Genomic DNA, 25,468 nt, shown 5'->3' on the forward strand with positions numbered 1-25,468 from the left:
TGTTTCCCGGCGAGGGGAACAGGAGTAGAACGGGACCATGATCGCTCTTCTTGCCGCTCTCGTCCTTTCCGCTGCGCCGACGCAGGCTGCGGGCGATCCGGTCGTCGAGGCAGGCGCCGTTCTCGACCGAATGCACTCGGCGGCCTCGCGAGCGGACGGCGACGCCTATTTCGGTCTGTTCACGCCTGACGCCCGGTTCATCGGCACGGATGCGACCGAGCGCTGGTCGCTGGCTCAGTTTCGCGCCTACGCCACGCCCTATTTCTCGCAAGGGAAAGGCTGGACCTATCGCCCGCATGACCGAGTGGCGACCCTGGCGCCGGGCGATTGCCGCTGCATCGTCTGGTTCGATGAGTTGCTGGACAACGACGCCTACGGCCTGACGCGCGGCTCAGGCGTGCTGCGGCTGACCGACAATGGCTGGAAGATCGAGCAATATGTGCTGAGTTTCACCGTGCCGAACGACAAGGCCAAGAGCGTGGTCGGGGTGATCGCTCAAGGTCCGGCGGACTGATGGACTTCCACGAAGAGGCGTTCGTCCTGTCGGCGCGCAGCCACGGCGACACGGGCGCCGTGGTCGATCTGCTGACGGAGAGCCACGGCCGGCGTTTGGCCTATGTGGCGGGCGGAGCATCGCGCAAGATGAAGCCGTTCTTGCAGGCGGGCGCGCGGGTCGTGGCCGATTACCGCGCCCGCACCTCGGATCACCTCGGCGCTGTGCGGCTGGAGCCGGTAGGCGAGGGGCCCAGCGCCCTGTTCGACGACGCCCTGGCGCTGAACGGGCTGGCGGCGGCGGCGGGTGTGACCCAAGGCGCGTTGCCGGAGCGTGAACCGCATCCCGGCGTCTTTCTGGCGTTCGAGGCGCTGATGGCGGCATTCGAAATGCCTGCGGTCTGGCCTGCGATCTTCGTCAGGTTCGAGGCGGGCCTTTTGGAAGACCTGGGCTTCGGCCTGGACCTGTCGAAATGCGCCGCAACCGGCACGGCCGACGACCTGATCTACGTCAGCCCGCGCACGGGCCGGGCCGTCAGTCGTGACGCCGGCGCGCCCTATGCCGACAAGATGCTGACCCTTCCGCCCTTCATGCTGGGCGCCCAATCGGGTCTGATCGAGGGCGACGTCCGGGCCGGGTTCGACCTGACGGGGCATTTCCTGGAGCAGTTCGTCTTCCACCCGCAGAACAAGCCCCTGCCGCCTGCGCGCGTGTGGATGCTGGACAAGCTGGGCGACGCCGGCCGCCTCTAACCAAAGGTGAAGGCGAAGACCTGCACGCCGGGATCCAGGAACTCGACCTCGAACGTCCGTTCGCGCACCGCGCCCGTCTGCCGGACCAGTTGGTACAGCCGCTCGCCGTCGACCCGGCCGAGGCCTTGGGCGTCGATGTCGCTGCCGGCGTTCGCGCCCGGCGCCGCGCCATCGATCAGGACACGGAAGCGGACGGGTGCGCCCGGCTTGCTGGGCCCCATGACCAGATGGAGATCGCGCGCCTTGAAGCGGAAGGCGATACGGCCACCGGCCGCCTGTAGGTCGGCATGCTCACGCGTCACGCGCCAGCGGCCCGACAGGCTCCAATCGTTCAGTTTCAGCGGCGCGGCGACATAGTCCTTGATCACGTCGTTGGCCAGGCCGCCGGGCGAGCGGAAGTTCTCGGCGCGGCCATAGCCGACGTAGGTCTCCGGCGATTCGACCTGGGCCATGTCGGCGGCGGCCTCTGCGCCCTCAGCCTGGACTGTGACGACGTTGCTGGCGACGTTCGCGGCGCCCGCTTCCTTCAGAAGTTGCTGGATCACGCGTTCGGAGCCCGCATAGTCCCCTTCGCCGAAGTGGTGGTGACGGATCTGTCCTTTGGCATCGATGAAGTAGTGGGCGGGCCAGTACTGGTTCTTGAACGCCCGCCAGATGGCGAACTCATTGTCCATGGCGACCGGATAGGTGATGCCCAGCCGCTGGATGTTCTGGCGGACGTTGGCCTCGGATTTCTCGAAGGCGAACTCGGGCGTGTGTACGCCGATCACCACCAGACCCTGATCCTTATACTTCTCAGCCCAGGCGCGGACGTAGGGGATGGAGCGGATGCAGTTGATGCAGGAGTAGGTCCAGAAATCGACAACAACCACCTTGCCCCTCAGCTGCTCGGTCGTGAGCGGCGGGGTATTGATCCAGGTCGTCGCCCCGGTCAGCGGCGGCATCACCCCTTCGACGGGCAGATTTGCCAGATCGGCCGGGGCCTGGTTCGTCGGCATGCCGCGCCCGATCCCGCCCAGCAGCGCCTGTTCGATCCGGCCCGTGCTGGCGGCCGAGATCCGGGTCAACAGTCCCGTGTCCGCACCCAGGCCAATCACGACCACGCCGATCAGCACCAGAACGCCCAGGCCGCGCCGCACCCATTCGCCGACGCCCAACGCGCCCTTCATGGCCTTGAACACGCGACCGCCCACCAGCAGGGCCAGGCCAAGCGATGTCGCCGCGCCTGCTGCATAGGCCAGCAGCAGAACCGTCGTTCCGACGCCGGCGCCCTGAAGCGCTGCGCCCGTCAGGATCACGCCCAGAATGGGTCCGGCGCACGGCGCCCAGAGCAGCCCTGTTGCGACGCCGAGCAGCAGGGACGAGCGCACGTCGCCCTGATCGCCGCCCTGGCGCTCGGCGCGATCGGTCAGCCAGGACCCCGCCGCCACGAACGGCCGCATCAGGCGATCGCCCACGGCCGGAAACAGCAGGCTGACGCCCAGCACCGCCATGACGGCCAGGGCGATCCAGCGCCCGACCTCATTGGCCCGAACCGCCCAGCCGCCGCCCAGCGCCGCCAGCGTCGCCACCCCCGCAAAGGTCACGGCCATCCCGACCAACAACGGCAGACCGTTGCGGATGAACGGCCGATCCGCTCGCGCGAAGACGAAGGGCAGAACCGGCAGGATGCAGGGACTGACGATGGTCAGAACGCCGGCGAGATAGGACAGCAGGAATAGGATCATGGCGCGGCCTGATGAGGGTGTGTCTCTCACATACGCACGGCGGAGCAGTTTGGTGACTCCCCAGCGCGCTTATCCCCCAATCTGGCGCCTTACGGGCTAGACTTCCCGCTTCCGATCCCCGATTCGCAGAGCCATGACGATCCACGCCCCGCCGCCGGAAGGCGGCCGCATCATCGACGAGCCGATGGAGACGGCGCTCAGCCGCCGCTATCTGGCCTACGCCCTGTCGACCATCACCAATCGCGCCCTGCCGGACGTGCGTGACGGGTTCAAACCCGTGCACCGGCGCATCCTCTACGCCATGCATCAGATGCGGCTGAACCCGCAGGCGGCGGCGCGCAAATGCGCCAAGGTCGTCGGCGAGGTGATGGGCGGATACCACCCGCACGGCGACGCCTCGATCTACGAGGCCCTGGTGCGCCTGGCCCAGGATTTCGCCCAGCGTTATCCGCTGGTCGACGGTCAGGGGAACTTCGGCAATATCGACGGCGATAGCGCGGCGGCCATGCGCTACACCGAGTGCAAGCTGACGCCCGCCGCCGTCCTGCTGCTGGACGGCATCGATCAGGACGCCGTCGACTTCCGGCCTACATACGACGACCAGGACGAGGAGCCGATCGTCCTTCCCGCGGGCTTCCCAAACCTTCTGGCCAATGGCTCGTCCGGCATCGCGGTCGGCATGGCCACCTCGATCCCGCCGCACAATCTCGGCGAACTGATCGACGCCTGCCAACTGTTGCTGGAGCGGCCGGACGCGACGACCGAAGACCTAGTGCAGCATGTACCGGGCCCCGACTTCCCGACCGGCGGCGTTGCGGTTGAGGGTCATGCCTCGATCCTGGACGCCTATGAGACGGGCAGGGGCGGGGTACGCCTGCGCGCGCGCTGGGAAACCGAGGACCTGGGGCGCGGCGTGTGGCGGATCATCGTCACCGAAATGCCCTATCAGGTGCAGAAGTCGCGACTGATCGAGGCGCTGGCGGACCTGATCGAGCACAAGAAGGCGCCGCTGCTGGGCGATGTGCGCGACGAGTCGGCCGAGGATATCCGCCTCATCCTGGAGCCCAAGAACCGCACCATCGAGCCTGAAATGCTGATGGAAAGCCTGTTCAAGCTTTCCGATCTGGAAGTCCGCTTCCCGATCAACATGAACGTGCTGGACGCCAGCGGCACGCCGCGCGTCATGGGTCTGAAGGATTGCCTGCGCGCCTTCCTGGATCACAGGCGCGAGGTGCTGAACCGTCGTTCGCAATGGCGGATCGAGCGGGTCGAGAAGCGCCTGCACTTGCTGGAAGGCCTGCGTATCGTCTTCCTAAACCTGGACGAAGTGATCCGCATCGTTCGTGAGGAAGAGCAGCCCAAGGCCGTCCTGATCGCACGGTTCGGCCTGACGGAGGTTCAGGCCGACTTCATCCTGGACACCCGACTGCGTCAGTTGGCGCGTCTGGAAGAGATGACGATCGAAAAGGAATTCAATGCCCTGTCCGAAGAACTTGCCAACCTGAAAGCGCTGACGTCGTCTGAAGGCAAACAGTGGAAGGCGATCTCCAAGGAACTTGAGGCCGTGCGCAAGGCGCTGATCTCTCCGCGCCGAACGACGATCGCCGAGGCGGTGGACACGTCCGCCTTCGTCGCGCCCGAGGCCTTCATCCCGCGCGAGGCGATCACCGTCATCTTGTCGGAACGTGGCTGGATCCGCGCCGCCAAGGGCAAGGTCGAGGATCCGTCGGAGCTGAAGTTCAAGGAAGGCGACCAACTCGCCTACCTCGTCCCGGCCTATACGACCGACAAGCTGCTGGTGGCGGCGTCGGACGGGCGCATCTTCACCATAGGCGCGGACAAGCTGGCGTCCGGACGCGGGCATGGCGAGCCGCTGCGCCTGATGATCGATCTGGACGAGAAGGCCGAAATCATCAACGTGCTGGCGCATCAGCCGGGCGGCAAATTGCTGATCGCATCGAAGGCCGGATACGGCTTCATTGCGCCGGAAGACGATACCCTGGCCCAGAAGCGCGGCGGCAAGCAGGTGCTTAACGGCGAAATGCTGGCGGTGCTGCGGGTGACCGGAGATCACGTTGCGACCATCGGCGAGAACATCAAGACGCTGATCTTCCCTCTCGCTGAATTGCCCGAAATGGGACGTGGCAAGGGTGTAAAGCTGCAAAGCTTCAAACAGGGCGGCCTCGCCGACATCACCGTCTTCAACGCAGAGACGGGACCGGAATGGGCCGACGGCGGCGGACGTCGTCGCAACTGGCCCGACTGGAAAGACTGGCTGGGCAAACGCGCCGGCACCGGTCGTCAAGGCCCAAGAGGCCTGCGGAAGTTCAGATAGGCGACCCGCCCGTCAGTTCTAGAACAGAACTGACGGGTTCATGATGCGCTTGGGATCGATGGCGCGGCGGATGGCGGCCATGGTTCCGATCTCGAGCGGGGACTTGTAGCGCTTGACCTCTTCGGTCTTCAGCCGACCCAGACCGTGTTCGGCCGAAATCGAGCCGTCGTAGGCTCCGACAACATCGTGAACCACTTGCGAGCCTTCCTTCCAGCGGCCGATGAAGGCGGGAATGTCCTGACCGACGCCCGGCAGAATGTCGTAGTGCAGATTGCCGTCGCCGACATGGCCGAAGACCGAGATGCGGGCGCCGGGGTGGAAGCGTTCGACGGCGGCCGAGGCTTCGTCGATGAAATCGGCGATGCGGCTAATGGGGACGGAGACGTCGTGTTTCCAGCCGCCGCCCTCGGGCTTGAGGGCCGCCGAATGTTCTTCACGCAGACGCCAGAAGGCGGCGCGCTGTGCGTCGTTCTGGGCGATGGCGGCGTCGGTGATCAGGCCTTCCTCGAAGGCAACCTCGAGCAGCGCCTCCATCTGGGCCTCGGCGCCGCCGGGCGTGCCCGAAGCGATCTCGATCAGAACGTACCAATCGGGCGCCGAGTCCAGCGGCTCGCGGGTGTCGGGAATGTTCTTCAGCACCAGTTCCATGCCGAGGCGCTTCATCAGTTCGAAGGCCTCCACCCCGCCGCCCGTCTCGGCCTTGGCGCGGGCGAGCAGTTCGACCGAGGCGGCGGCTGTTTCCAGCCCGACCACCGCTACGGCGCGCGAGCGCATGATGGGGAAGAGTTTCAGCGTGGCGGCGGTCACGACGCCCAATGTGCCCTCGGCGCCGATCAGCAGCTGTTTCAAGTCGTAGCCGGTGTTGTCCTTACGCAGCCGCTTCAGGCCCCGGAAGATTTCGCCGTTGGGCATGACCGCCTCAAGACCCAAGACCAGGTCGCGCATCATGCCGTAGCGAAGAACCTGGGTGCCCCCGGCATTGGTGGAGATGACGCCGCCAATGGTGGCTGAGCCCTCGGCTGCAAGACTGAGCGGGAAATAGCGGCCGGCCGCTGTCGCCGCCTGCTGCGCCTCCAGCAGGGTCAGGCCGGCTTCGACCGTCATGGCGTCGTCAAGCGGAGTCACATCGCGGACGGCGCGCATCTTGCGGGTCGACAGCAGGACCTCGCCGAAGGGGATCTGTCCGCCGACCAAGCCGGTGCCGCCGCCTTGGGGCGTGATGGCGACGCCCTCTCGAGCGCAGATCGTCACAGCGCGCGCAACCTCTTCCGTCGAACGCGGGGTCAACAGGATCGCCGTATTGCCCGTCCAGCGATTGCGCCATTCGGTCAGATGCGGCGCGATGACATCAGGATCCTGGGTCCAGCCGCCCGGACCGAGCGCGGCCTTCAGTTCGTCAAGCACGGTGGCGGAGGGGGCGGGCGTCTGCATGCCCCCTTTTGTCAGGGGTCGCCTTGCGTTGGAAGGGCGGCGAGGCCCCTAGACGTCGAGTTCTTCTTTCACGAACTGAGCGTTTTCCTGAATGAACTGGAAGCGCGCGTCGGCGCGCTTGCCCATCAGGCGTTCGACTAGGTCCTCGATGCTGGCCTCGGCGTCGGGCACCGTAATGCGGGCCAGGGTGCGCTTCTTCGGATCCATGGTGGTCTCCTTCAGCTGGGAGGCCATCATTTCGCCCAGGCCCTTGAACCGGCCGATCTCGGTTTTCTTGCCTTTGAACACGGTCGCCAGCAGTTCGTCGCGGTGGGCGTCGTCGCGGGCGTATTCGCTCAAGGGACCGGCCGAAATTCGATAGAGGGGCGGTAAGGCCATGAAGACCCGGCCCTGGCGAATTGTCTCGGGCATGACGCGATAGAAGAATGTGATCAGCAGGGCCGCGATGTGGGCGCCGTCCACGTCGGCGTCGGTCATGATGACGATCCGCTCATAGCGCAGGTCGTCGATATTGAACCGGTTGCCGGGCTGGACGCCCAAGGCCAGGGCTAGGTCGGACAGTTCGACATTGGCGCGCAGCTTGTCGGCGGTGGCGGAAGCGACGTTGAGGATTTTGCCGCGCAGGGGCAGTATCGCCTGGGTGGTGCGGTCGCGCGCCTGTTTGGCCGAGCCGCCCGCCGAATCGCCTTCGACGATGAAGAGTTCGGTGCCTTGGGCCGACTGGCGGCTGCAGTCCGACAGCTTGCCGGGCAGGCGCAGCTTGCGGGTGGCGGCGGCGCGCTGAACCTCCTTGTCTTTACGGCGACGTAGCCGATCCTCCGCGCGATCTACAACGAAGCCGAGCAGGGCGTTGGCCTGTTTGGGGCTCTCGGTCAGCCAGTGGTCCAGCGGGTCGCGCAGCAGCTGCTCCACGATGCGCGCCCCCTCGGGCGAGGACAGACGGTCCTTGGTCTGGCCCTGGAATTCGGGATTGCGGATGAAGACGCTGATAAGGGCCCCGGCGTTGGCGATGACGTCCTCGGCCGTGATGATCGCGGCGCGCTTCTCATTGGTCAGTTCGCCGTAGGATTTCAGACCCTTGACCAAGGCGGCGCGGAAGCCGGCCTCGTGCGTGCCGCCATCGGGCGTGGAGACGGTGTTGCAGTAGGACTGGATGAAGCCGTCCGATTCACCAAAGCCGATCGGCGACCAGGTGACGGCCCATTCGAAGGCGCCCGTTTCGCCTTGGCGCTCGGCGCGGCCGGCGAAGGTCGGGGTGACTGTCTCCATCTGACCGATGCGGTCGATCAAGGCGTCGGCGAGGCCGCCGGGGAAGTGCAGACTGGCCTGCGCCGGTGTGGCGTCGGTGATCCGCTCCGGAGCGCAGGTCCAGCGGATTTCGACGCCCCGGAACAGATAGGCCTTTGACCGCGCCATGCGGAATAGACGAGCGGGCTTGAAGGCCGCGCCCATACCGAAGATTTCGTCGTCGGGCTTGAAGCGGATCAAGGTGCCACGCTTCTTGGACGGGCCAATTTGCTGGATCGGGGCCAGGACGTGGCCGCGGCTGAAGGCCTGTTTCCATTCGAAACCGTCGCGCCAGACCGTGACCTCGACGCTTTCGCTCAGGGCGTTGACGACCGAGACGCCGACGCCGTGCAAACCACCTGAGGTTTCATAGGCTTTGCCGGAAAACTTGCCGCCGGAGTGGAGGACGGTCATGACGACTTCCAGCGCCGACTTGCCGGGATGTTTCGGATGCGGATCGACCGGGATGCCGCGTCCGTCGTCGCGCACCGACAGATAGCCGTCGGCGTCCAGATCGACGGTGATCAGCTTGGCGTGTTTGGCCACCGCCTCGTCCATGGCGTTATCCAGGACTTCGGCGAACAGGTGGTGCAGGGCGCGCTCGTCGGTGCCGCCGATATACATGCCGGGGCGTTTGCGAACGGGTTCAAGCCCTTCCAGCACCTCGATGGATGAGGCGGAATAGCCGGTGGCGGCCGCCGTCGTAGCTGTGGCCTGAACAGGTGGCGGCGCGGGGGTTGGGGCGATAACGGACGCAGCCGCAGGCGGGGTCACCGCAACAGGCTTGGGCGGCTCGGGTTTGCGAGCTTCGGGTTCGTCGTCAAAAGCGAAGAGGTCGGCGGCCATTCACATAGTCTGAGGCGATTCGGGACCGGGTCTGGTAGGCCCGTGAGGCCGGTCGAGCAAGCGGCGCACGAACCGGGGCCGGATCGAAGGTCACGGAGCGGGCCATAATCGCCAACATCAGGATCCACGGCAGGTTAGCGTGGGTCAGCAGGACGCTCTCTGACAGGCTCAAAGCGGTGAAGGCGGATAGATAGGCGATGCTCCAATAGCCTTCGCGCGCACCGAGCCCGTTCGTGCGCGCGATGACGAAGATCGCAGAGAGTGCCATGATGGCCCCTACCGCCACCGCACCGGGCCAGCCCAGTTGCACGAGCAGATCGATCCAGCCGTTGTGGGCGGAGGGGACGGGCCATTGGGTCTCGATGCGGATTTCGCGCGCAGGGATCGAGTCCACGCCCCAGAAGGCGCTGAAGCCATATCCGGTCCAGGGGCGCTCGGCGACCTTCCGCATAAGGGCTTCCCAGATCAGGGTGCGGCCTGTCAGCGACGGGTCCTTGCCCAGCGCCTCGAGGATTGCGGCGGAGTCGGAGTTCCACAGCCAGGTTGCGCCCGCCGCAACGATGACGGCAAGCCAGATGCCGATGACGGTGATGACGGCGCCGCCCTGTTTCAACGCCCACCATCCGCCGATCATGCCCAGGCCCAAGCCCCAGCACAGAAGCGACGTCTTGGACTGGGTGGCAAGCACCAAGAGCGTGGTGAGGCCCAATGTCAGCAGGCAGATCCAGAACCGATGGCTGCGTCCCGCGATATGATCGGCGGCCAGGGTCGCTGCGGCGGAGACGGCGCCTACCACCATGACCAGCCCCATCTGGTTCTTCTCGTACCAGAGACCGCGCCACAGGCCGGCGTTGTCGAACTGGTGCACCCCGACCTTCGGATAGCCGAACACCATGATCAGGCTGCCGACCGCCATCACCAGACAGGTGTACATCAGGACGCGCGGCAGGGCGTCGTCTCGGAACCGGGCGCCCAGATAGATGGCGAAGGCGCTGTTGATCGCCATGGCGATGACGCGGCGTTCAGTGACCTCGGGGTCGATGGACCAGTATTTTGAGACGAAACACAGCGCGACCAGGGCGAACATCATCAGCCATGCCGGCCAGGCGCGGATGACCTTGTCGAAGCGAAAGACGATCAGGCCGGCGATGACGGCATAGACCGGCAACCAGATGAACCGCAGGATCGGCGTCTCGACCTGGGTCGGAGCGATGACGGGTGCGATCAGGGCGCCGGTCAGCATGAAGACGACGAAGCCGGCCGCCCACTGTTCCCACAGCGGCGGAGAATCATCCGGGATATGAACGGGCGGTTCACGCACGGGCGCACAGTCCTTTGCGTCGCTTAAGGAACCGTGAGCGCGGCGGTGAAGGCGGCGAGACCTCGTTCCAGATCGGCGATCAGTTCTGAGGGGTCTTCCAAACCGACATGCAGTCGGATGAGTTCGCCCTCAAGCCCGGGCGGCTGGTTGCGGTAGGCCATCTGATGGGTTTCGTGAGTGATCAGGCTCTCAAACCCGCCCCAGGAATAGCCCAGGCCGAACAGGGTCAGGGCGTTCAGCAACGCCTCGCCCGCCGCCCTGTCGCCGCCCTTCGTGACCACGCCCATCAGGGACGCGGCGCCGGTGAAATCTCGCCGCCACAGGTCATGGCCGATCGAGCCGGGCAGGGGCGGGTAGAGGACGCGGGAAACCTCGGGCCGGGCTTGCAGCCATTCCGCCACGATCAAGCCTGACCGCGCCTGTTCGGCATACCGCAGCGGCAAAGTCCGCAGGCCGCGCAGCGCCAGCCAGGCGTCGTCGGGCGACACATGCCAGCCGAGGTCTTCGATGGCGTCGCCGATGGCGCGCAGGCAGGCGGGGTCGTTTGAAGCGATACTGCCCATCAGCACGTCCGAATGACCGCCGACATATTTGGTGACGGCCTGAACGCTGACATCCACGCAATGGGCCAGCGGACGATAGGCCAGGCCGGCGGCCCAGGTATTATCGACCACCGTCAGGACGCCTCGCGCGCGGCAGGCCTGGGCCACGGCGGTGACATCGACAATTTCGAATGTGAGGGAGGCTGGCGACTCCATCAGCACCAACCGGGTGCGTTCGCCGATGGCGGCCAGAACAGTCTGCGCGTCTGCGTCTGCGGGCAAAAAGCGGGTCGTGACGCCGCGGGCCGATTGATACCGACTCAGGAACCGGCGCGTCGGACCATAGACGGCGTCCGTTGTGATCACCTCGTCGCCTGGTCTCAAAAGCGCCAGTAGCGGAACCGTGACGGCCGCAAGACCCGACGGAACGAGAAAGGCGTCCTTTGCCCCCTCCAGATCGGCCAGGGCGCGGCGAAGATCGCGGGCGGCGCTGCCGCCGCTGAGGCCATAGGTCGGCCCGTCGGTCTCGTCGCGCATGACGGCCGCGCTATCGCTCAACATTGTCGAGGCGCGTTCGATCGGCGGATTGACGCCGCGGCGGCCCTGGCCGCGTCGAGTGGCGGCGGCGATCAGGCGGGTGCGGTCCGAAAGCAGCGACATGGCCCCTCCGATGGGTTGCGGATCGGTCCCTAAAGGCCTCTAAAGCCACCGGGGCGCAAGCGGCGAGGGATAGGAACGCGATGCGGTGCTGGACGATCGGAGCGATGACCGTTGTGCTGATGACGACGGCTTGCGGGCGCAAGGACGCCAGCCCTGCACCGGAAACCAGCCCCGCCACGCCCGCGCAAGCGTCTTCGACTGCGGTCGCAAAAAGCCCGACGCTGGCCGCCATCAAGCGCCGCGGTCGCCTGAATTGCGGCGTGCATCAGGGGTTGGTCGGCTTTGCCTACACCGACAATCGCGGCCAGTGGCGCGGCTTCGACGTGGACTTCTGTCGCGCGACGGCGGCGGCGGTGCTGGGCGATGCCGATGCGGTGCGGTTCGTGCCTCTGTCGGCGTCGGATCGTTTCACGGCGCTGAACGACGGCCGCATCGATGTGCTTTGGCGCAACTCGTCCTGGACGATGAGCCGCGACGCGGGCGAAGGGTTCGTCTTCGCCGGCGTCAACTATTACGACGGCCAGGGCTTCCTGGTCCGGCGTTCGCTGAACCTGAACAGTGCGACAGAACTGACGGGCGCGCGGGTCTGCGTTCAGTCGGGTTCGACATCCCAGGCCAACGCCGCTGACTACTTCCGGTCTCGCGGCATCGAATATCGGCCCGTCGTGTTCGAGACGGAAGAGGCGGCGCGTGACGCTTATGGCCGTGAAGATTGCGACGCCTTCAGCGCCGACATCTCTGCGCTAGCCGCCGCGCGGACCGTGCTGACCAATCCCAACGAACATGTGATCCTGTCCGACGTGGCGTCCAAGGAGCCGCTGGGGCCGGTGGTCAAGGCGGGCGACGAACGCTGGGCCTCGACCGTCCGCTGGACTCTGAACGCCCTGATGCTGGCCGAGGAACTCGGCGTCACCAAGGCCAATGCCGAAGATCAGTTCAAGACGACGACGGACCCACGCGTGCGACGTCTTTTGGGTGCCGAGGGCGAGTTCGGACCCATGCTGGGGCTGTCGAACGCCTGGGCCAAGGACGCCGTGGGTGCGGTCGGAAACTATGGCGAAATCTTCGAGCGGAATCTGGGGTCGCAATCGGCGCTCGACCTGGCGCGCGGTTTGAACGCACAATGGAACGCGCGCCCGGCCGGCTTGATCTATGGCCTGCCGATCCGATAAGCGCCGATGCTTGCATCGCTTCCTGGGGGACAGATGACCGAGACGAAACGCGGCGGCCTTGCGCTGCACTGGCTGATGTTGATCGGTTTCGCGGTCGGTCTGATCGGGGGATTGCTGGTCAATCTGACGCTGGGAGCGGATACGGCCTGGGTGGTCTGGCTGACGGACAACGTCACCGGACCGCTGAGCCAGATCTTCCTTCGCCTGCTGTTCATGATGGTGATCCCGCTGCTGTTTTCGGCCCTGGTGGTCGGCGTGGCCGAGATGGGCGATCTGAGCTCGCTTGGACGGGCGGGAATCAAGACCCTGTTGTTGACCATTCTGGTGTCCACCATCGCGGTGGTTATCGGCCTGGTGATGGTCAATGTGTTCCAGCCCGGAAGGGGCGTGGACCCGGTCCTCGCGCAGCAACTGCTGGACCAGGGACGTGACGGCGCGGCCGGCATCGTCAGCGGCGCGCCCGAAACCATCCAGTTGGGTGATTTCTTCTTGGATCTGATCCCGTCGAACGTCTTCACCGCGGCCTCCGAGAACCAGATCCTGCCGGTGATGGTGTTTGCTCTGTTCTTCGGCATCGGCCTGGTGATGGCCAAGTCGCCTGCGACCGACCGCTTGCAGCAGGTCATCGAGGGCATGTTCGAAGTCACGATGAAGCTGATCAACCTCTTCATCAAACTGGCCCCCATCGCCATCGCCTGCTTGATGTTCAACCTGGCGGCCCTGTTCGGCTGGGACCTTTTGGTGCGCCTCGCGGCCTATGTCGGCGTCGCGGTGGGCGCGATGGCGATCCACATGTTCGTCGTCTATCCGCTGGTGATCTGGATCCTTGGCGGCCGGTCGCCGATCGCATTCTTCAAGGGCGTGCGCGAGCCGATGGTGGTGGCCTTCTCGACCGCTTCATCCAACGCGTCTCTGCCGGTGTCGCTGAAGGCGGCGGAGCAGGAGCTGAAGCTGCCGCGTAAGATCGCCCGCTTCGTCCTGACGGTCGGCGCCACTGCCAATCAGAACGGCACGGCCCTGTTTGAAGGCGTGACGGTGCTGTTTCTGGCTCAGTTTTTCGGCATCGACCTGACGATCACGCAGCAGATCATCGTCATGCTGGTCTGCATCCTTGGCGGTATCGGTACGGCGGGCGTGCCGGCCGGTTCGCTACCGGTCGTGGCGATGATCCTGGTGATGGTGAAGGTACCGCCGGAGGGCATCGGCCTGATCCTGGGCGTGGATCGCTTCCTGGACATGTGCCGCACGACGCTGAATGTCACGGGCGACCTGGTTCTGGCGACTGTCGTTTCGCGCGGCGAGGAAGACGAGCCGATCGACGCCGACGATGTCGTCCCCGTGGCGCCGCCGGGCTGATCTCAGCCGGTTTCGACGGGGGTGTCCGTTCGGGCGCCCCATTCAGCCCAGGAACCGTCATAAAGCCGCGACGAACGACCGAGTTCGGCCATGCCCAGCGTCAGTATTGCGGCGGTCACTCCGGATCCGCAGGTCGTGATCACGGGTAGGCTGATATCCACGCCAGCGTCCGCAATGGCCTGCGCCAAGGCCGCGCCACGCTTCATAGTGCCATTGTCGTTTAGCAAGCGACCATAGGGGAGATTGCGCGCGCCGGGCATATGGCCGATGCGAACACCGGCGCGAGGTTCGGGCGCCGCACCTTTGAAACGCGGTGCGGCGCGCGCATCCACGACCTGGGCGTCCTGGGCCAAGGCCGCGCGCACGTCATCCAACGAGGCGACAGCATCGAGCGTGATCTTGGCATGGAAGTCTTTTGCATCTGCGACTGAAGGCCCGGAGACGGTTGGCAGGCCGTCGTCACGCCAGCGCGGCAGGCCGCCGTCGAGCACCTGAACCCTCGTCGCGCCCATCGTCTTCAGCATCCACCAGACGCGCGCCGCCGAGAACAATCCGGCCGTGTCATAGACGACGATCTGGTCGTCGACGGAGAGGCCCAGCGCCCCAACGGTAGCGCCAAAGGCCTCTGGCGTGGGCATCATATGGGGCAGGGGGCTACCTCGATCCGATATGGCGTCCAGATCGAAAAAGACGGCGCCAGGGATATGGGTCTGTTCAAAATCGGCGCGCGCGTCGCGGCCGTCCAGGTGCCAGCTGCCATCGACGATCCGCAAGTCCGGCGCGGCCAATCTCGCGGCGAGGTCCGTCGTCGAAATCAGCGGGCTCATGGGCGAGACAGGCTCAGTTGGATGACGTCGGTGCGGCGAGAGCGGAATCCGGCCTCGCAATAGGCCAGATAAAAGTGCCAGAGCCGGCGGAATCTTTCGTCAAAGCCGGAAAGCTTGCTGATTTCGCCCCAGGACGCCTGGAAACGCTCATCCCAAAGCTTGAGCGTCGCAGCGTAGTCGAGGCCGAACCGTTCCACCGACTGCCATGACAGTCCGGCTTTCGAGACGACTGGCGCCAGCCGGTCTTCGGAGGGCAGCATGCCGCCGGGGAAGACGTACTTCTGGATGAAATCCGTCCGGGCATTGTATTCGTCGAACAGGTCGTCCTGGATCGTGATGATCTGCAACCCGGCCCTGCCGCCAGGTTGAAGGACGTCGTGCACCTTGCCGAAGTAAGCGGGCCAGTACTCCATGCCCACAGCCTCGAACATCTCGATGGACGCCACCCGATCAAATCGACCCTGCACATCGCGGTAGTCGATCAGTTGAATATCGGCGCGGTCGCTAAGACCCGCGTTGAACATGCGCTGGCGAGCAAAATCGTGCTGCTCTTTGGAGATCGTAATCCCAGTGACGTTGGCGCCGATCTCGCGCGCCGCAAACTCGGCGAAGCCGCCCCAGCCGCAGCCGATTTCGAGCACCGACATGCCCGGCCGAAGATCCATCATTCGGGCCAAGGCGGCGTATTTCTCGCGCTGCGCCGCCTCCAGTGCCTCACCATCGCGGCTGAAGCGGGCCGATGAATAGGTCATCGTGCCGTCCAGCCACTGGGAATAGAAGGCGTTGCCCAGATCGTAGTGGGCATGGATGTTTTTCTTCGACCCGGTCTTGCTGTTACGATTGGTGCGGTGGCTCAGCCAGTTGACCACCCACATGATCAGGTTGCCGTCGAACAGGCGCCGGATGTGATCGTAGTTGTCCACCAGGGTTTCGAGCAGACCGGCCAAGTGCGGACTGTCCCACTCGCCCGCGATATAGCCTTCGGCGAAGCCGATATCGCCGGCCGCGAGTACGCGGCGTGCGAACCGATAGTCGCGCACCGTCATTATGCCGCTGGGGCCCGGCTGCTTGCCTTGAAGCACATGGGTCTCACCATTGGGCAGTTGCACCGTCAAGCGGCCGAAGGTCCAGTTGGTGGCCAGAAGCCGCAGCATCATAGCGAACACGCGCGGTGTTCGGCTGGCGACGGCTTCGATATCGGCGTGTGCGACGCTCATTTTTTGACTTTCAACGCGGAATACAAAGGGGGTCAATCACGGTCGCTGTGGTCGTCGCCGCGACCGGAAACGGTCTTCAGGGCAGCAAGCGCCCGGGCGCGGCCCTTCTCATGTTCGACGATCGGCTTGGGGTAATCGCGCCCTAGAACGATTTCGGCGTCACGCAGCACTTCAGCGGGTGCGGTCCAGGGCGACTGTAGCCAGGGGTCGGGCAGGCGGCGAAGTTCCGGCACCCACCGACGGACATAGCCGCCGTCGGGATCGAACTTTTCGGCCTGCGTGATGGGATTGAAAATGCGGAAGAAGGGGGAGGCGTCTGCGCCCGACCCTGCGACCCACTGCCAGTTCTGCACATTGCTGGCCCGGTCGGCGTCCACCAGCGTGTCCCAGAACCAGGCTTCGCCTTCGCGCCAGTCGACCAGCAGATGTTTGATCAGGAAGGAGGCGACGACCATTCGCACCCGATTGTGCATCCACCCCGTCGTCCAGAGCTGACGCATCCCGGCGTCCACCAACGGGTATCCGGTCCGCCCCTGTCGCCACGCCCTGAGGCTCGCGTCGTCCTTACGCCAGGGCATGGCGTCATATTCGGGACGGAACGCGCGCTCGGTGATGTAGGGAAAATGGTGCAGCAGGTGCGCCGAGAACTCGCGCCAGCCGATCTCAGCAATGAATTTGTCGGCCTCCGATGATGACACCTTGCCGTCTTTGGCTTCCTGTCGGGCGCGGTCTATCGCCCGCCAAGGGCTGATCTCGCCCCAGTGAAGATGCGGCGACAGGCGGCTGTTGGCGCCTTGCCGGTCGGGAAAGTCGCGATCCTTCGCATAGGTCTTCAGGCCGGATGGTATGAACCTGGATAAGGCCTGCGAGGCCCCATCCTCCCCCGGCGTCCAGTCGAAGCCCTTGGACCAATCCGGACGGTGGGGATGCAGCTTCCAGCCGTCGAGGTCGTCGGATTGAACCGTTTCGGGCGTCTGTATCTGGCGAGGTCCCGTTGTGTGAGCCGGCGCCTCGGCCGTGGCCAGCAGAGCTCTCAAGAACGGCGTGAAGACTTTGTACGGCTGGCCCGAACCGTTCAGCACCTCGCCCGGGCGGCAGAGCAGGGCGCCATTGAAGCCACGGCATTCGACGCCGTCCGCCTTGAGCGTATGGGCGATTTCGGCGTCATGCTCAAACGCCTCTGGTTCGAACAGGCGGTTCATAAAAACAACGTTGGCGCCGGTTTCGGCGATCAGCGCCTGAAGCTGGCTCAGCGCATTGCCCTTGCGCAGAATCAGGCGCGAACCGCGATATTGAAGCGCGGCATCCAGCGCCCTCAACGACTTGTCGAGCCACCAGCGCGACGCGGCGCCCATCGGCCGCTCGAAATGCTCGTCTAGAATGTAGACGGGCAGGATTGGTCGCCCCGTCTCCGCCGCGTGGTTCAGGGCGGGATTGTCATGCAGTCGCAGATCGCGGCGAAACCACAGGATGACAGGTTTGGTGGCCACGCGGGCGAACTCCGTGATAACTTGCGCTCATCCCTTCAGAGCGCCACCTGATGGCCCAATAGCTGCGGCAAAAGCCGCCTCCACAACACCGAACGTCGAAAGAGCCGCCTCGTGAGCCGACCCAACGCTGTCATTACGTTGTCCGAAGGTCTTCGGACGCCTGTCGTCATCGGTGGCGGCGCAAGAATCGCTTTCATCGCCGGTCCTTGCCAGATGGAGAGCCGCCAGCACGCGCTGGAGACGGCCCATGCCCTGAAGGAAATCGGCGAGCGGTTGAACGTCGGCATCATCTACAAGACCAGTTTCGACAAGGCGAACCGGACCAGCGCCAGCGCCGCGCGGGGCATCGGTCTGAAAGACGCCATGCCGATCTTCGCCGAGATTCGCGAGGTGACCGGCCTGCCAACCCTGACGGACGTCCACTCCGAGGTTCAGTGTGGTCCGGTCGGCGAGGTCGTCGATGTGTTGCAAATCCCGGCCTTCCTCAGCCGCCAGACCGACCTGCTGCTGGCCGCCGCCGCCACCGGCAAGGCGATCAACATCAAAAAGGGTCAGTTCCTGGCTCCCTGGGACATGAAGAACGTCATCGCCAAGGTGGTCGGCGCCGGCAATCCCAACGTCATGGCCTGTGAACGCGGCGCCAGCTTTGGCTACAATACTCTCGTGAGCGATATGCGGGCGCTTCCGGTGCTGCGCGAGATCGGCTGCCCCGTCGTGTTCGATGCGACCCACAGCGTTCAGCAGCCGGGCGGGCAGGGCGCGTCGTCGGGCGGTCAGCGCGAGTTCGTGCCGGTGCTAGGGCGCGCGGCGGTGGCCGTCGGTGTTGATGCAGTCTTCATGGAAACGCACCAGGACCCGGATAATGCGCCGTCGGATGGCCCAAACATGGTGCCGCTGAGCCAATTCGAGGCCCTGGCCGCCGAACTGATCGCCTTCGACGACCTGGCCATCAAGATCGGGGCCAAGGCGCCGGTGGCGCACGCCGCCTGAATCCTCTAGGTCGGACCCATGTCTGACACCCTGGACCTAGGTGCCCTGCAAAGCCTGCTGGAGCGCGTGCGCGGCTTGAAGATCGCCTGCGTCGGCGACTTGATGCTGGATCGCTACGTCTACGGCGAGGTCAGCCGCATCTCGCCCGAGGCGCCGATCCCTGTGCTCCGCACCAGCCGAACCGTCGCCATGCCGGGCGGCGTCGGCAACGTCGCGCGCAATATTGCGGCTCTGGGTGGGGTGGCGCGGCTGGGCGCCGTGATCGGCGACGACGTGGCTGGCGCGGAATTGACCGCTCTTATCGCCGCCGAACCGCACATCGAGGACGTCGTGGCGAGGCCGGCAGGCGCGTCCACAATCGTAAAGACACGCTTCGTTTCGGGCGGCCAACAGCTCTTGCGTTTGGATGACGAGGCTGCGCCGACCGCGATCCACGATTCGGACGCGTTTACTGATGCCTCGGTCTACTTGCTCTCAGACTACGCCAAGGGTGTCGTCAGCGATGCGCTCCTGGCTTCGGCGCTGAACGCGGCGAAGAAATCTGGTGCGCCGGTCGTCGTCGATCCAAAGGGAAGGGATTTCGACCGCTACGGCGCCGTCGATGTCATCAAGCCCAATGCGTCGGAACTGGCCGGCGCCACCGGCCTGCCGGTCGGTACGGACCCCGAGGTCGAGACGGCGCTGGCCGCCTTGCTGGCCGCCACGACCGCCAAGGCGATCATCGTCACCCGTGCGGGCAAGGGGATGAGCCTGGCGCGGCGCGGTGAACCCGTGAAGCACTTCCCGGGCCGGGCGCGCGAGGTCTTCGACGTGTCTGGCGCCGGCGATACAGGCCTGGCCGCCATTGGGTTGGCGCTGGGCGCGGGTGCGTCGCTGGAGATGGCGGTCGAGTTCGCCATCCTGGCCTCTGGCGTGGTTGTCGGGAAGGCCGGGACGGCGGTTATCACACCCGCCGAGCTGATCGAAGCCGAGCTGAGCCAGCACGCCACCGCTGCGGTATCCAAGGTGACGCCGATCGACGAACTGGCGGTCGAGGTCGAGGGCTGGCGACGTCAGGGCCTGAAGGTCGGTTTCACCAATGGATGTTTCGACATCCTGCACCGCGGCCATGTGGCCTATCTGGCGCAGGCGCGCAGCTGGTGCGATCGCCTGGTCGTGGCGCTGAACACCGATGCCTCGGTCAAACGACTGAAGGGCGAAGGGCGACCGGTGAATGATCTGGACAGTCGCGCCGTCGTCATCGGCGGGCTGGCCAGCGTCGATCGCGTCACCAGTTTCGACGACCCGACGCCCATCGCCCTGATCGAACGGCTGCGTCCTGATATTCTGATCAAGGGCTCGGACTATACGCGAGAGGGCGTCGTGGGCGGCGATCTGGTCGAAAGCTGGGGCGGCGAGGTCAAGCTGGCGGATTTCAAGGATGGCTATTCGACCACGCGAACGATCGAGAAGATGACAGGGAGCGCTCAGTGACGCCGAGAATGATCGTCGTGACCGGCGGCGCCGGTTTCATTGGTTCAAACATCGTTGCGCGGCTGACAGCCGAGACCGCCTATGATGTCGTCGTCTGCGATCGGTTGGAGACGGCCAACCTGGCCAAGTGGAAGAACCTGGCCAAACACGCGATCGCTGACTTCTGGTCGCCCGAAGAATTGTTCGAACAGATGGAGCGCCACGCCGAGCGGATTGAGGCAGTAGTGCACATGGGCGCGATTTCTTCGACGACCGAGCCGGACGCTGACCTCATCCTGCGGACAAACTTCACCCTGTCGCGCGACCTATGGGACTGGTGCGCAATTCGAGGCTCGCGGATGATCTACGCGTCTTCCGCTGCCACTTATGGCGACGGCGAGACGGGCTTCAACGACGATGACGATGCAGACTCATTGTCGCAGCTTCGCCCGCTAAATGCGTATGGCTATTCGAAAATGCTGTTTGACCAGTATGCTGTTCGGCAGGCGGATCGGGGTCAGGCGCCGCCCCAGTGGGCGGGGCTGAAGTTCTTCAATGTCTATGGCCCGAACGAAGGTCACAAAGGCGGAATGAAGTCGGTCGTGGCTCAAATCTGGCCCAAGGTCGCGGCAGGCGAGACCGTGACCCTGTTTCGGTCGCACAATCCGAACTATGCGGATGGCGGCCAGATGCGAGACTTCGTCTACGTCGACGATGTGGTCGATATCATCGAGTTTTTGCTCCAGTCGCCGCAGGTCTCTGGCATATTCAACGCCGGCTCGGGCCAGGCGCGGTCGTTCGCCGATCTTGCCCGCGCCACCTTCGAGGCCGCCGGCAAGACGCCTTCCATCGACTATGTCGATACGCCCCTGTCGATCCGCGACCGCTACCAGTATTTCACCGAAGCCCGAATGGATCGCATCCGCGCCGCAGGCTTCGAGGGTCAATCCACGCCGTTGGAAGAGGGCGTGCGGCGCTATGTGCAGGACTTCCTCGCCACGGCTGATCCGTACCGCTGATGCGTCGGCTGACCTTCAGGCAATGGGTCGGATATGCAGGCTTCGCCGCCGTCTTCGTGCTGACGGCCGCCGTTGCGGTGTGGAGCGGCGACATTCTGAGGGCCGGGCTGGACCCGCAGGTGCCGTTCCAGACCTACAAGCCGCCGCCTGCACCCGACTATAGAAAGACATCCGCCTGGGCGCTGATCGACCAGGGCGCGCCCAACCAGGCGGCGGTCTTCTTCGTCATGCCGACCACCTTCGATGGTGGCGCCGAGTGGAATGGGCCGATCGACGATGCGCGGGCCAACGCCTATATGCGACGCGTCGTGCTGCCCAACTATGCGTCGCCCTTCGCTCGGGAAGGAAGGGTAAGCGCGCCGCTGTATCGCCAAGCCAGCCTTTACACGCGCCTGACCTTGCGAGACGACGCCCGTGAAGCGCGCGCCTTCGCCTATGAGGATGTGAAGGCCGCCTTCGACTTGTGGCTGCGACAGCATCCTGCCGGCCCGATCGTGATCGCCGGCGTCGAACAGGGCGGGGAACTGACGGCGCGTCTCGTTCGCGACCGGCTCCGCGCCAGTCCGGCGCTGAAGGACAGGCTTGTCGCCGCCTATCTGATCGAGACCCTGGTCGGGCGCGAGATGTTCCGGCAGGCGATCTCTCCCTGCGACACGGCCGACCAAACGGGATGTATCGTGGCCTGGGCGTCGGTGCAGGACGGCGACGAACCAGGCGCACGGCGCAAGCTGAGACGCGCTCTGGAATGGGACGATCGCGGCGATCTGGTAAGCCTGTCTACTGACCCCGTCTGCGTAAATCCGGTCACGGGTGCTGCGAGCCAGCCGCGTGCCGCGGCGCGTCAGCACAGCGGCGCGACCAATGCGACCGGCCTGGAATGGGGCGCCCGACCGGCTCTCACTGGTCGGCTGATCTCCACGGAATGTCGTGGCGGCCTGTTGTGGCATAGCGCGCCAGACGCCGATTTTTTGACGGCAGGCGGCAGTTGGGCGGACCGACGCAAGATCGTGCCCTACAACCTGTTCTATGGCGACATCGAACGTGACGTCAGCGTGCGTTTGGCGGCTTGGCGGGCCAAGCGCGGCCTTTAAGGCGGCTGTCCTCCCGGTTTGTCTGGCGTCGCTCGCGCGCAGCGGGTAGGCTTGCCGCGTCAGGGAGGGATCTGAATGGACGTGACCACCATCTTCGCCGGCGTCGTGCTGCTGCTGGCCATCGTGCTGTTGATCAGCGTGATCAAGATCGTGCCGCAAGGCCGTGAATTCACAGTCGAACGCTTCGGAAAGTACACGAAGACGCTGAGCCCGGGCATCGGCTTCCTGACCCCGTTCGTGGAAAGGGTAGGCCGCCGCATGAACATGATGGAACAGGTGCTGGACGTGCCGACCCAAGAGGTCATCACCAAGGATAACGCTATGGTGAAGGTCGACGGCATCGTCTTCATCCAGGTGATGGATTCCGCCCGCGCCGCCTATCGCGTCGACGATCTGCCCTATGCGATTTCGCAGCTGTGCATGACCAATCTGCGGACCGTGGTTGGTTCGATGGAACTGGACGAGGTGTTGAGCCAGCGTGACAGCATCAACACGCGCCTGCTGCACGTCATCGATGCCGCAACCGAGCCGTGGGGCGTCAAGGTCAATCGGATCGAGATCAAGGACCTGACCCCGCCGACCGACATCACCAATGCCATGGCTCGCCAGATGAAGGCCGAGCGTGAACGTCGCGCCGTCATCACCGAGGCCGACGGTGAGAAATCCGCCGCCATCGCCCGCGCCGAGGGCGCCAAACAGGCCGCCATCCTTCAGGCCGAGGGTCGCAAGGAGGCCGCCTTCCGCGACGCCGAGGCGCGCGAGCGCGAGGCCGAAGCCGAGGCCCGCGCCACGGCCATGGTGTCGGAAGCCATCGCCCGCGGGGACGTCAACGCCATCAACTATTTCGTGGCTCAGAAGTACGTCGAGGCCTTCGCGGAACTGGCCCGCAGCCCGCAGCAACGCACCGTCATCGTGCCCGCCGAAATGGGCGCCCTGGTCGGCACGATCGCCGGCATCGGCGAGATGGTCAGCCTGGCCAAGGACCAGAACTCGGGCGCGACGCCGCCCGTGCGGCCTGCGCCGCCCCGCCGCCCCGCCGGGGGCTCCGTTTCACCCTCGGCCTGATCGAAGGAGGCTGACCGATGATGTCGCTTGCTGATCTCTATGTCGCCCAGCCGTTCTGGATTTGGTTGGCGATCGGGGTTCTGCTGCTGGCGGTCGAGGCGATGTTCTCGACCGAATGGCTGCTTTGGCCCGCTGTGTCGGCCGGCGTTGTCGCGGTCATGACGGCGGCGGGCGTGCGGTTGGGGCTGCCGGGCGAGGTGGCCGTCTTCGCGGTTCTGACCGTCATCGCCACATTGCTGTCCCGCCGTCTGATCTCCAAAGCCAATCCCAACGGTCCCGACATCAATGATCGCGACAGCCGTCTGGTCGGCCAACGGGCGCGGGTGGTCGAAACGTTCGTTTCGGGCCGCGGTCGCGTCTTTATCTCCGGCGCCGAATGGCCGGCGGAGATCGTGGGCGAGGCGCCGGTCGAAGGACAGGATGTCGTCGTGATGCGCGTGAACGGCTCTTTGCTGACGGTGCAATCACCCGTCTGAACGCAACGGTCGCATCGGCGTTCGTCAGGCATGACAGAACCCCAGAACGCCGTCACTGACGGCTTGCCGACACCTAGGCGCTATTGGGCCATTGTGTCCATCGGCTTGGGCATCACGCTTGCCGTTCTGGATGGCGCGATCGCTAATGTCGCTCTGCCGTCGATCGCGCAGGATTTACAGGCGTCATCGGCCGCCTCGATCTGGATTGTCAACGCTTATCAGATCGCCATCGTGGTCGCTCTTTTGCCACTGGCGTCGCTGGGCGAGATCGTTGGCTATCGGCGTGTGTCGCAGGCGGGGCTGGCCGTGTTCACCCTGGCCTCCAGCGCGTGTGTGTTCGCCAACTCCATCGAGACGCTCAGCCTCGCCCGCGTTGTTCAGGGGTTCGGTGCAGCGGGCATCATGAGCGTCAACGGAGCCTTGGTCCGTTACACCTATCCGCAGCGACTGCTGGGTCGCGCAGTCGGAATCAACGCGGTGATCGTTTCGCTGGCGGCGGCGGCGGGGCCGACCATCGCCAGCGCTATCTTGGCTGTCGGACACTGGCGCTGGCTGTTTGCGCTGAATGTGCCGATGGGCCTGATAGCGGTGTCGCTGGCGGATTTCACCCTGCCGCACAACCGACTTCAGCCGCGAAAGCTGAATTGGGTCGGGGCTGCGCTGAACGCCGCCGCGTTTGGCCTGCTGATCACCGGCCTTCAATCGCTGGCGCATGGCGAAGCGGCCGTTTTGGGTTTCGGTCTGACAGGGGCAGGGCTGGCAGCCGGGATCTTGCTGATTCGCCACGAGCGCTCACGGACGTCGCCGCTGATCCCCCTCGACCTGCTGGCGAGACCAATGTTCAGCCTGTCGGTCGCAACATCGGTCATATCCTTCACCGCTCAGATGATGGCGTTCGTGGCCTTGCCCTTCTTTCTCCAGGGAGCGTTGGGGCTTACGGCGGTCCAGACCGGCTTGCTTATGACGCCTTGGCCACTGGCGACCATGATCGCAGCGCCGCTGGCCGGCCATCTGTCTGATCGCTATTCGGCGGGCGTGCTGGGCGCCATCGGCCTTAGCCTGTTTGCTTGCGGCCTGATGGCGCTCAGTTTTCTCAATGCCAATTCGAGCCATTTCGACATCATCTGGCGCATGGCCCTTTGCGGCGCGGGCTTCGGATTTTTCCAGTCGCCCAACAATCGCGCCATGTTGTCGGAGGCCCCGAAAAATCGTGCCGGCGCAGCGGGCGGCACCCTGGGCATGGCGCGGGTCGTCGGGCAATCCCTGGGCGCCGTGGTGGTGGCTTTCCTGCTGTCGGCCGCGCCGATCAACGGCGTCGGTCACGGGTTCCAGATCGCGGCCGTCACGGCCCTGTTTGGCGCGGTGATGAGCGGATCGCGGGTCCGCCGACGTCCAGCCGAGCCGGACAAGGAGGTCGAGGCGGTCTAGCGCCGGGGCAGTTCCGCGACACCGCGATTCGCCAGTTGGTCGGCGCGTTCGTTCAGTTCGTGGCCGGCATGGCCCTTCACCCACCGCCATTTTACGTCGTGACGCAGGCGCGCGGCGTCCAGCCGCTGCCACAGCTCTGCGTTTTTCACAGGCTTCTTGTCGGCCGTCAGCCAACCGCGCGCCTTCCAGCCGCGCATCCATTCGGTAATCCCCTGCATGACGTATTTGCTGTCTGTATGCAGTTCGACCTTGCAGGGCCGTTTCAGGGCTTCCAGCGCCATGATGGCGGCCATCAGCTCCATGCGGTTGTTGGTCGTGTTTGCCTCGCCGCCCCACAGTTCCTTCTCGTGGCCACCACCGGCCTGAAGCACGGCGCCCCAGCCTCCGGGGCCCGGATTGCCCTTGCAGGCGCCGTCGGTGTGGATGATGACGTGATCGGAGGGACTCATGGTCGCGCAGACCTACAGCCTCCCTTGGCGCGGGGCCATCAC

Annotated in this window: 21 protein-coding genes; 12 read left to right on the forward strand and 9 right to left on the reverse strand. The window is 65.1% G+C overall.

Translation table 11 applies throughout. The features are described from left to right. Nucleotides 1-37 precede the first annotated feature (37 nt). Nucleotides 38-514: a nuclear transport factor 2 family protein gene (locus ASF81_RS14460; protein ID WP_055809944.1), complete on the forward strand. Its 477-nt coding sequence runs from the start codon at nt 38-40 to the stop codon at nt 512-514. After that, complete coding sequence (gene recO / locus ASF81_RS14465; RefSeq protein ID WP_055809949.1) at nt 514-1,245, forward strand: DNA repair protein RecO; 732 nt, start codon at nt 514-516, stop codon at nt 1,243-1,245. The genes ASF81_RS14460 and recO overlap by 1 nt, the downstream gene beginning before the upstream one ends. On the opposite strand, the gene ASF81_RS14470 is transcribed toward recO, so the two are convergent. Beyond that, on the reverse strand, nt 1,242-2,972 hold the full coding sequence (locus ASF81_RS14470) for a cytochrome c biogenesis protein DipZ (RefSeq protein ID WP_055809952.1): 1,731 nt from the start codon (nt 2,970-2,972) through the stop codon (nt 1,242-1,244). The genes recO and ASF81_RS14470 overlap by 4 nt on opposite strands. A 133-nt stretch (nt 2,973-3,105) precedes the next feature. Here ASF81_RS14470 and parC point away from each other — a divergent pair, with 133 nt between their 5' ends. Next, the gene (gene parC, locus ASF81_RS14475; RefSeq protein ID WP_055809955.1) at nt 3,106-5,307 is read left to right on the forward strand and encodes a DNA topoisomerase IV subunit A; all 2,202 of its coding nucleotides are present in this window, start codon (nt 3,106-3,108) and stop codon (nt 5,305-5,307) included. Nucleotides 5,308-5,325: 18 nt separating this feature from the next. Here the strand turns inward: parC and ASF81_RS14480 are convergent, their stop codons facing one another. The 4 genes from ASF81_RS14480 to metC are packed head-to-tail and all read right to left on the reverse strand — an operon-like array spanning nt 5,326 to nt 11,394. Continuing rightward, the gene (locus ASF81_RS14480) at nt 5,326-6,738 is read right to left on the reverse strand and encodes an FAD-binding oxidoreductase (RefSeq protein ID WP_055809957.1); all 1,413 of its coding nucleotides are present in this window, start codon (nt 6,736-6,738) and stop codon (nt 5,326-5,328) included. A gap of 48 nt (nt 6,739-6,786) precedes the next feature. Next, nucleotides 6,787-8,871, reverse strand: coding sequence for a toprim domain-containing protein (locus ASF81_RS14485; protein WP_055809960.1), 2,085 nt, complete (start codon nt 8,869-8,871; stop codon nt 6,787-6,789). Then, entirely contained in the window at nt 8,846-10,192 is a 1,347-nt protein-coding gene (locus ASF81_RS14490; RefSeq protein ID WP_055809963.1) for an O-antigen ligase, read from the reverse strand. The genes ASF81_RS14485 and ASF81_RS14490 overlap by 26 nt, the downstream gene beginning before the upstream one ends. A gap of 23 nt (nt 10,193-10,215) precedes the next feature. Then, nucleotides 10,216-11,394, reverse strand: coding sequence for a cystathionine beta-lyase (gene metC, locus ASF81_RS14495; protein WP_055809966.1), 1,179 nt, complete (start codon nt 11,392-11,394; stop codon nt 10,216-10,218). A gap of 104 nt (nt 11,395-11,498) precedes the next feature. On the opposite strand from metC, the gene ASF81_RS14500 reads away from it, so the two are divergent. Continuing rightward, nucleotides 11,499-12,566 carry an amino acid ABC transporter substrate-binding protein gene (locus ASF81_RS14500; RefSeq protein ID WP_055809969.1) on the forward strand — a complete coding sequence of 356 codons (1,068 nt, stop codon included), beginning with the start codon at nt 11,499-11,501 and terminating at the stop codon, nt 12,564-12,566. Between the two features lie 33 nt (nt 12,567-12,599). Then, entirely contained in the window at nt 12,600-13,922 is a 1,323-nt protein-coding gene (locus ASF81_RS14505) for a dicarboxylate/amino acid:cation symporter (protein WP_055809972.1), read from the forward strand. Between the two features lie 2 nt (nt 13,923-13,924). Here the strand turns inward: ASF81_RS14505 and sseA are convergent, their stop codons facing one another. The 3 genes from sseA to ASF81_RS14520 are packed head-to-tail and all read right to left on the reverse strand — an operon-like array spanning nt 13,925 to nt 17,456. Further along, nucleotides 13,925-14,749, reverse strand: coding sequence for a 3-mercaptopyruvate sulfurtransferase (sseA, locus tag ASF81_RS14510; protein ID WP_055809975.1), 825 nt, complete (start codon nt 14,747-14,749; stop codon nt 13,925-13,927). Further along, complete coding sequence (locus tag ASF81_RS14515) at nt 14,746-15,966, reverse strand: cyclopropane-fatty-acyl-phospholipid synthase family protein (protein WP_055809978.1); 1,221 nt, start codon at nt 15,964-15,966, stop codon at nt 14,746-14,748. The genes sseA and ASF81_RS14515 overlap by 4 nt, the downstream gene beginning before the upstream one ends. 32 nt (nt 15,967-15,998) lie before the next feature. Beyond that, entirely contained in the window at nt 15,999-17,456 is a 1,458-nt protein-coding gene (locus tag ASF81_RS14520; RefSeq protein WP_082503590.1) for a deoxyribodipyrimidine photo-lyase, read from the reverse strand. A 111-nt stretch (nt 17,457-17,567) separates the two neighbouring features. On the opposite strand from ASF81_RS14520, the gene kdsA reads away from it, so the two are divergent. The 7 genes from kdsA to ASF81_RS14555 all read left to right on the forward strand — a co-directional run bounded on the left by kdsA (nt 17,568) and on the right by ASF81_RS14555 (nt 24,977). Continuing rightward, a complete protein-coding gene (kdsA, locus tag ASF81_RS14525; RefSeq protein WP_200932985.1) occupies nt 17,568-18,446 on the forward strand; it encodes a 3-deoxy-8-phosphooctulonate synthase in 879 nt (292 codons plus the stop codon). Nucleotides 18,447-18,464: 18 nt separating this feature from the next. Then, a complete protein-coding gene (gene rfaE2, locus ASF81_RS14530) occupies nt 18,465-19,919 on the forward strand; it encodes a D-glycero-beta-D-manno-heptose 1-phosphate adenylyltransferase (protein WP_055809988.1) in 1,455 nt (484 codons plus the stop codon). 8 nt (nt 19,920-19,927) lie between these two features. Continuing rightward, complete coding sequence (gene rfaD / locus ASF81_RS14535; RefSeq protein ID WP_055809991.1) at nt 19,928-20,917, forward strand: ADP-glyceromanno-heptose 6-epimerase; 990 nt, start codon at nt 19,928-19,930, stop codon at nt 20,915-20,917. Next, nucleotides 20,917-22,008 (forward strand): DUF3089 domain-containing protein, encoded by a 1,092-nt coding sequence (locus ASF81_RS14540; RefSeq protein ID WP_055809994.1) that lies wholly within the window; start codon nt 20,917-20,919, stop codon nt 22,006-22,008. The genes rfaD and ASF81_RS14540 overlap by 1 nt, the downstream gene beginning before the upstream one ends. A 75-nt stretch (nt 22,009-22,083) precedes the next feature. Further along, nucleotides 22,084-23,073, forward strand: a complete 990-nt coding sequence (locus ASF81_RS14545; RefSeq protein WP_055809997.1) for an SPFH domain-containing protein — start codon at nt 22,084-22,086, stop codon at nt 23,071-23,073. A gap of 17 nt (nt 23,074-23,090) precedes the next feature. Next, on the forward strand, nt 23,091-23,549 hold the full coding sequence (locus tag ASF81_RS14550) for an NfeD family protein (RefSeq protein ID WP_055809999.1): 459 nt from the start codon (nt 23,091-23,093) through the stop codon (nt 23,547-23,549). Nucleotides 23,550-23,579: 30 nt separating this feature from the next. After that, on the forward strand, nt 23,580-24,977 hold the full coding sequence (locus ASF81_RS14555) for an MFS transporter (protein ID WP_055810003.1): 1,398 nt from the start codon (nt 23,580-23,582) through the stop codon (nt 24,975-24,977). On the opposite strand, the gene rnhA is transcribed toward ASF81_RS14555, so the two are convergent. Further along, the gene (rnhA, locus tag ASF81_RS14560) at nt 24,974-25,426 is read right to left on the reverse strand and encodes a ribonuclease HI (RefSeq protein WP_039247494.1); all 453 of its coding nucleotides are present in this window, start codon (nt 25,424-25,426) and stop codon (nt 24,974-24,976) included. The two genes, ASF81_RS14555 and rnhA, sit on opposite strands and share 4 nt — an antisense overlap. Between the last annotated feature and the right edge of the window lie 42 nt (nt 25,427-25,468).

It is taken from the genome of Brevundimonas sp. Leaf168, assembly GCF_001423685.1.
In the GTDB taxonomy this organism is placed as follows: domain Bacteria; phylum Pseudomonadota; class Alphaproteobacteria; order Caulobacterales; family Caulobacteraceae; genus Brevundimonas; species Brevundimonas vesicularis_C.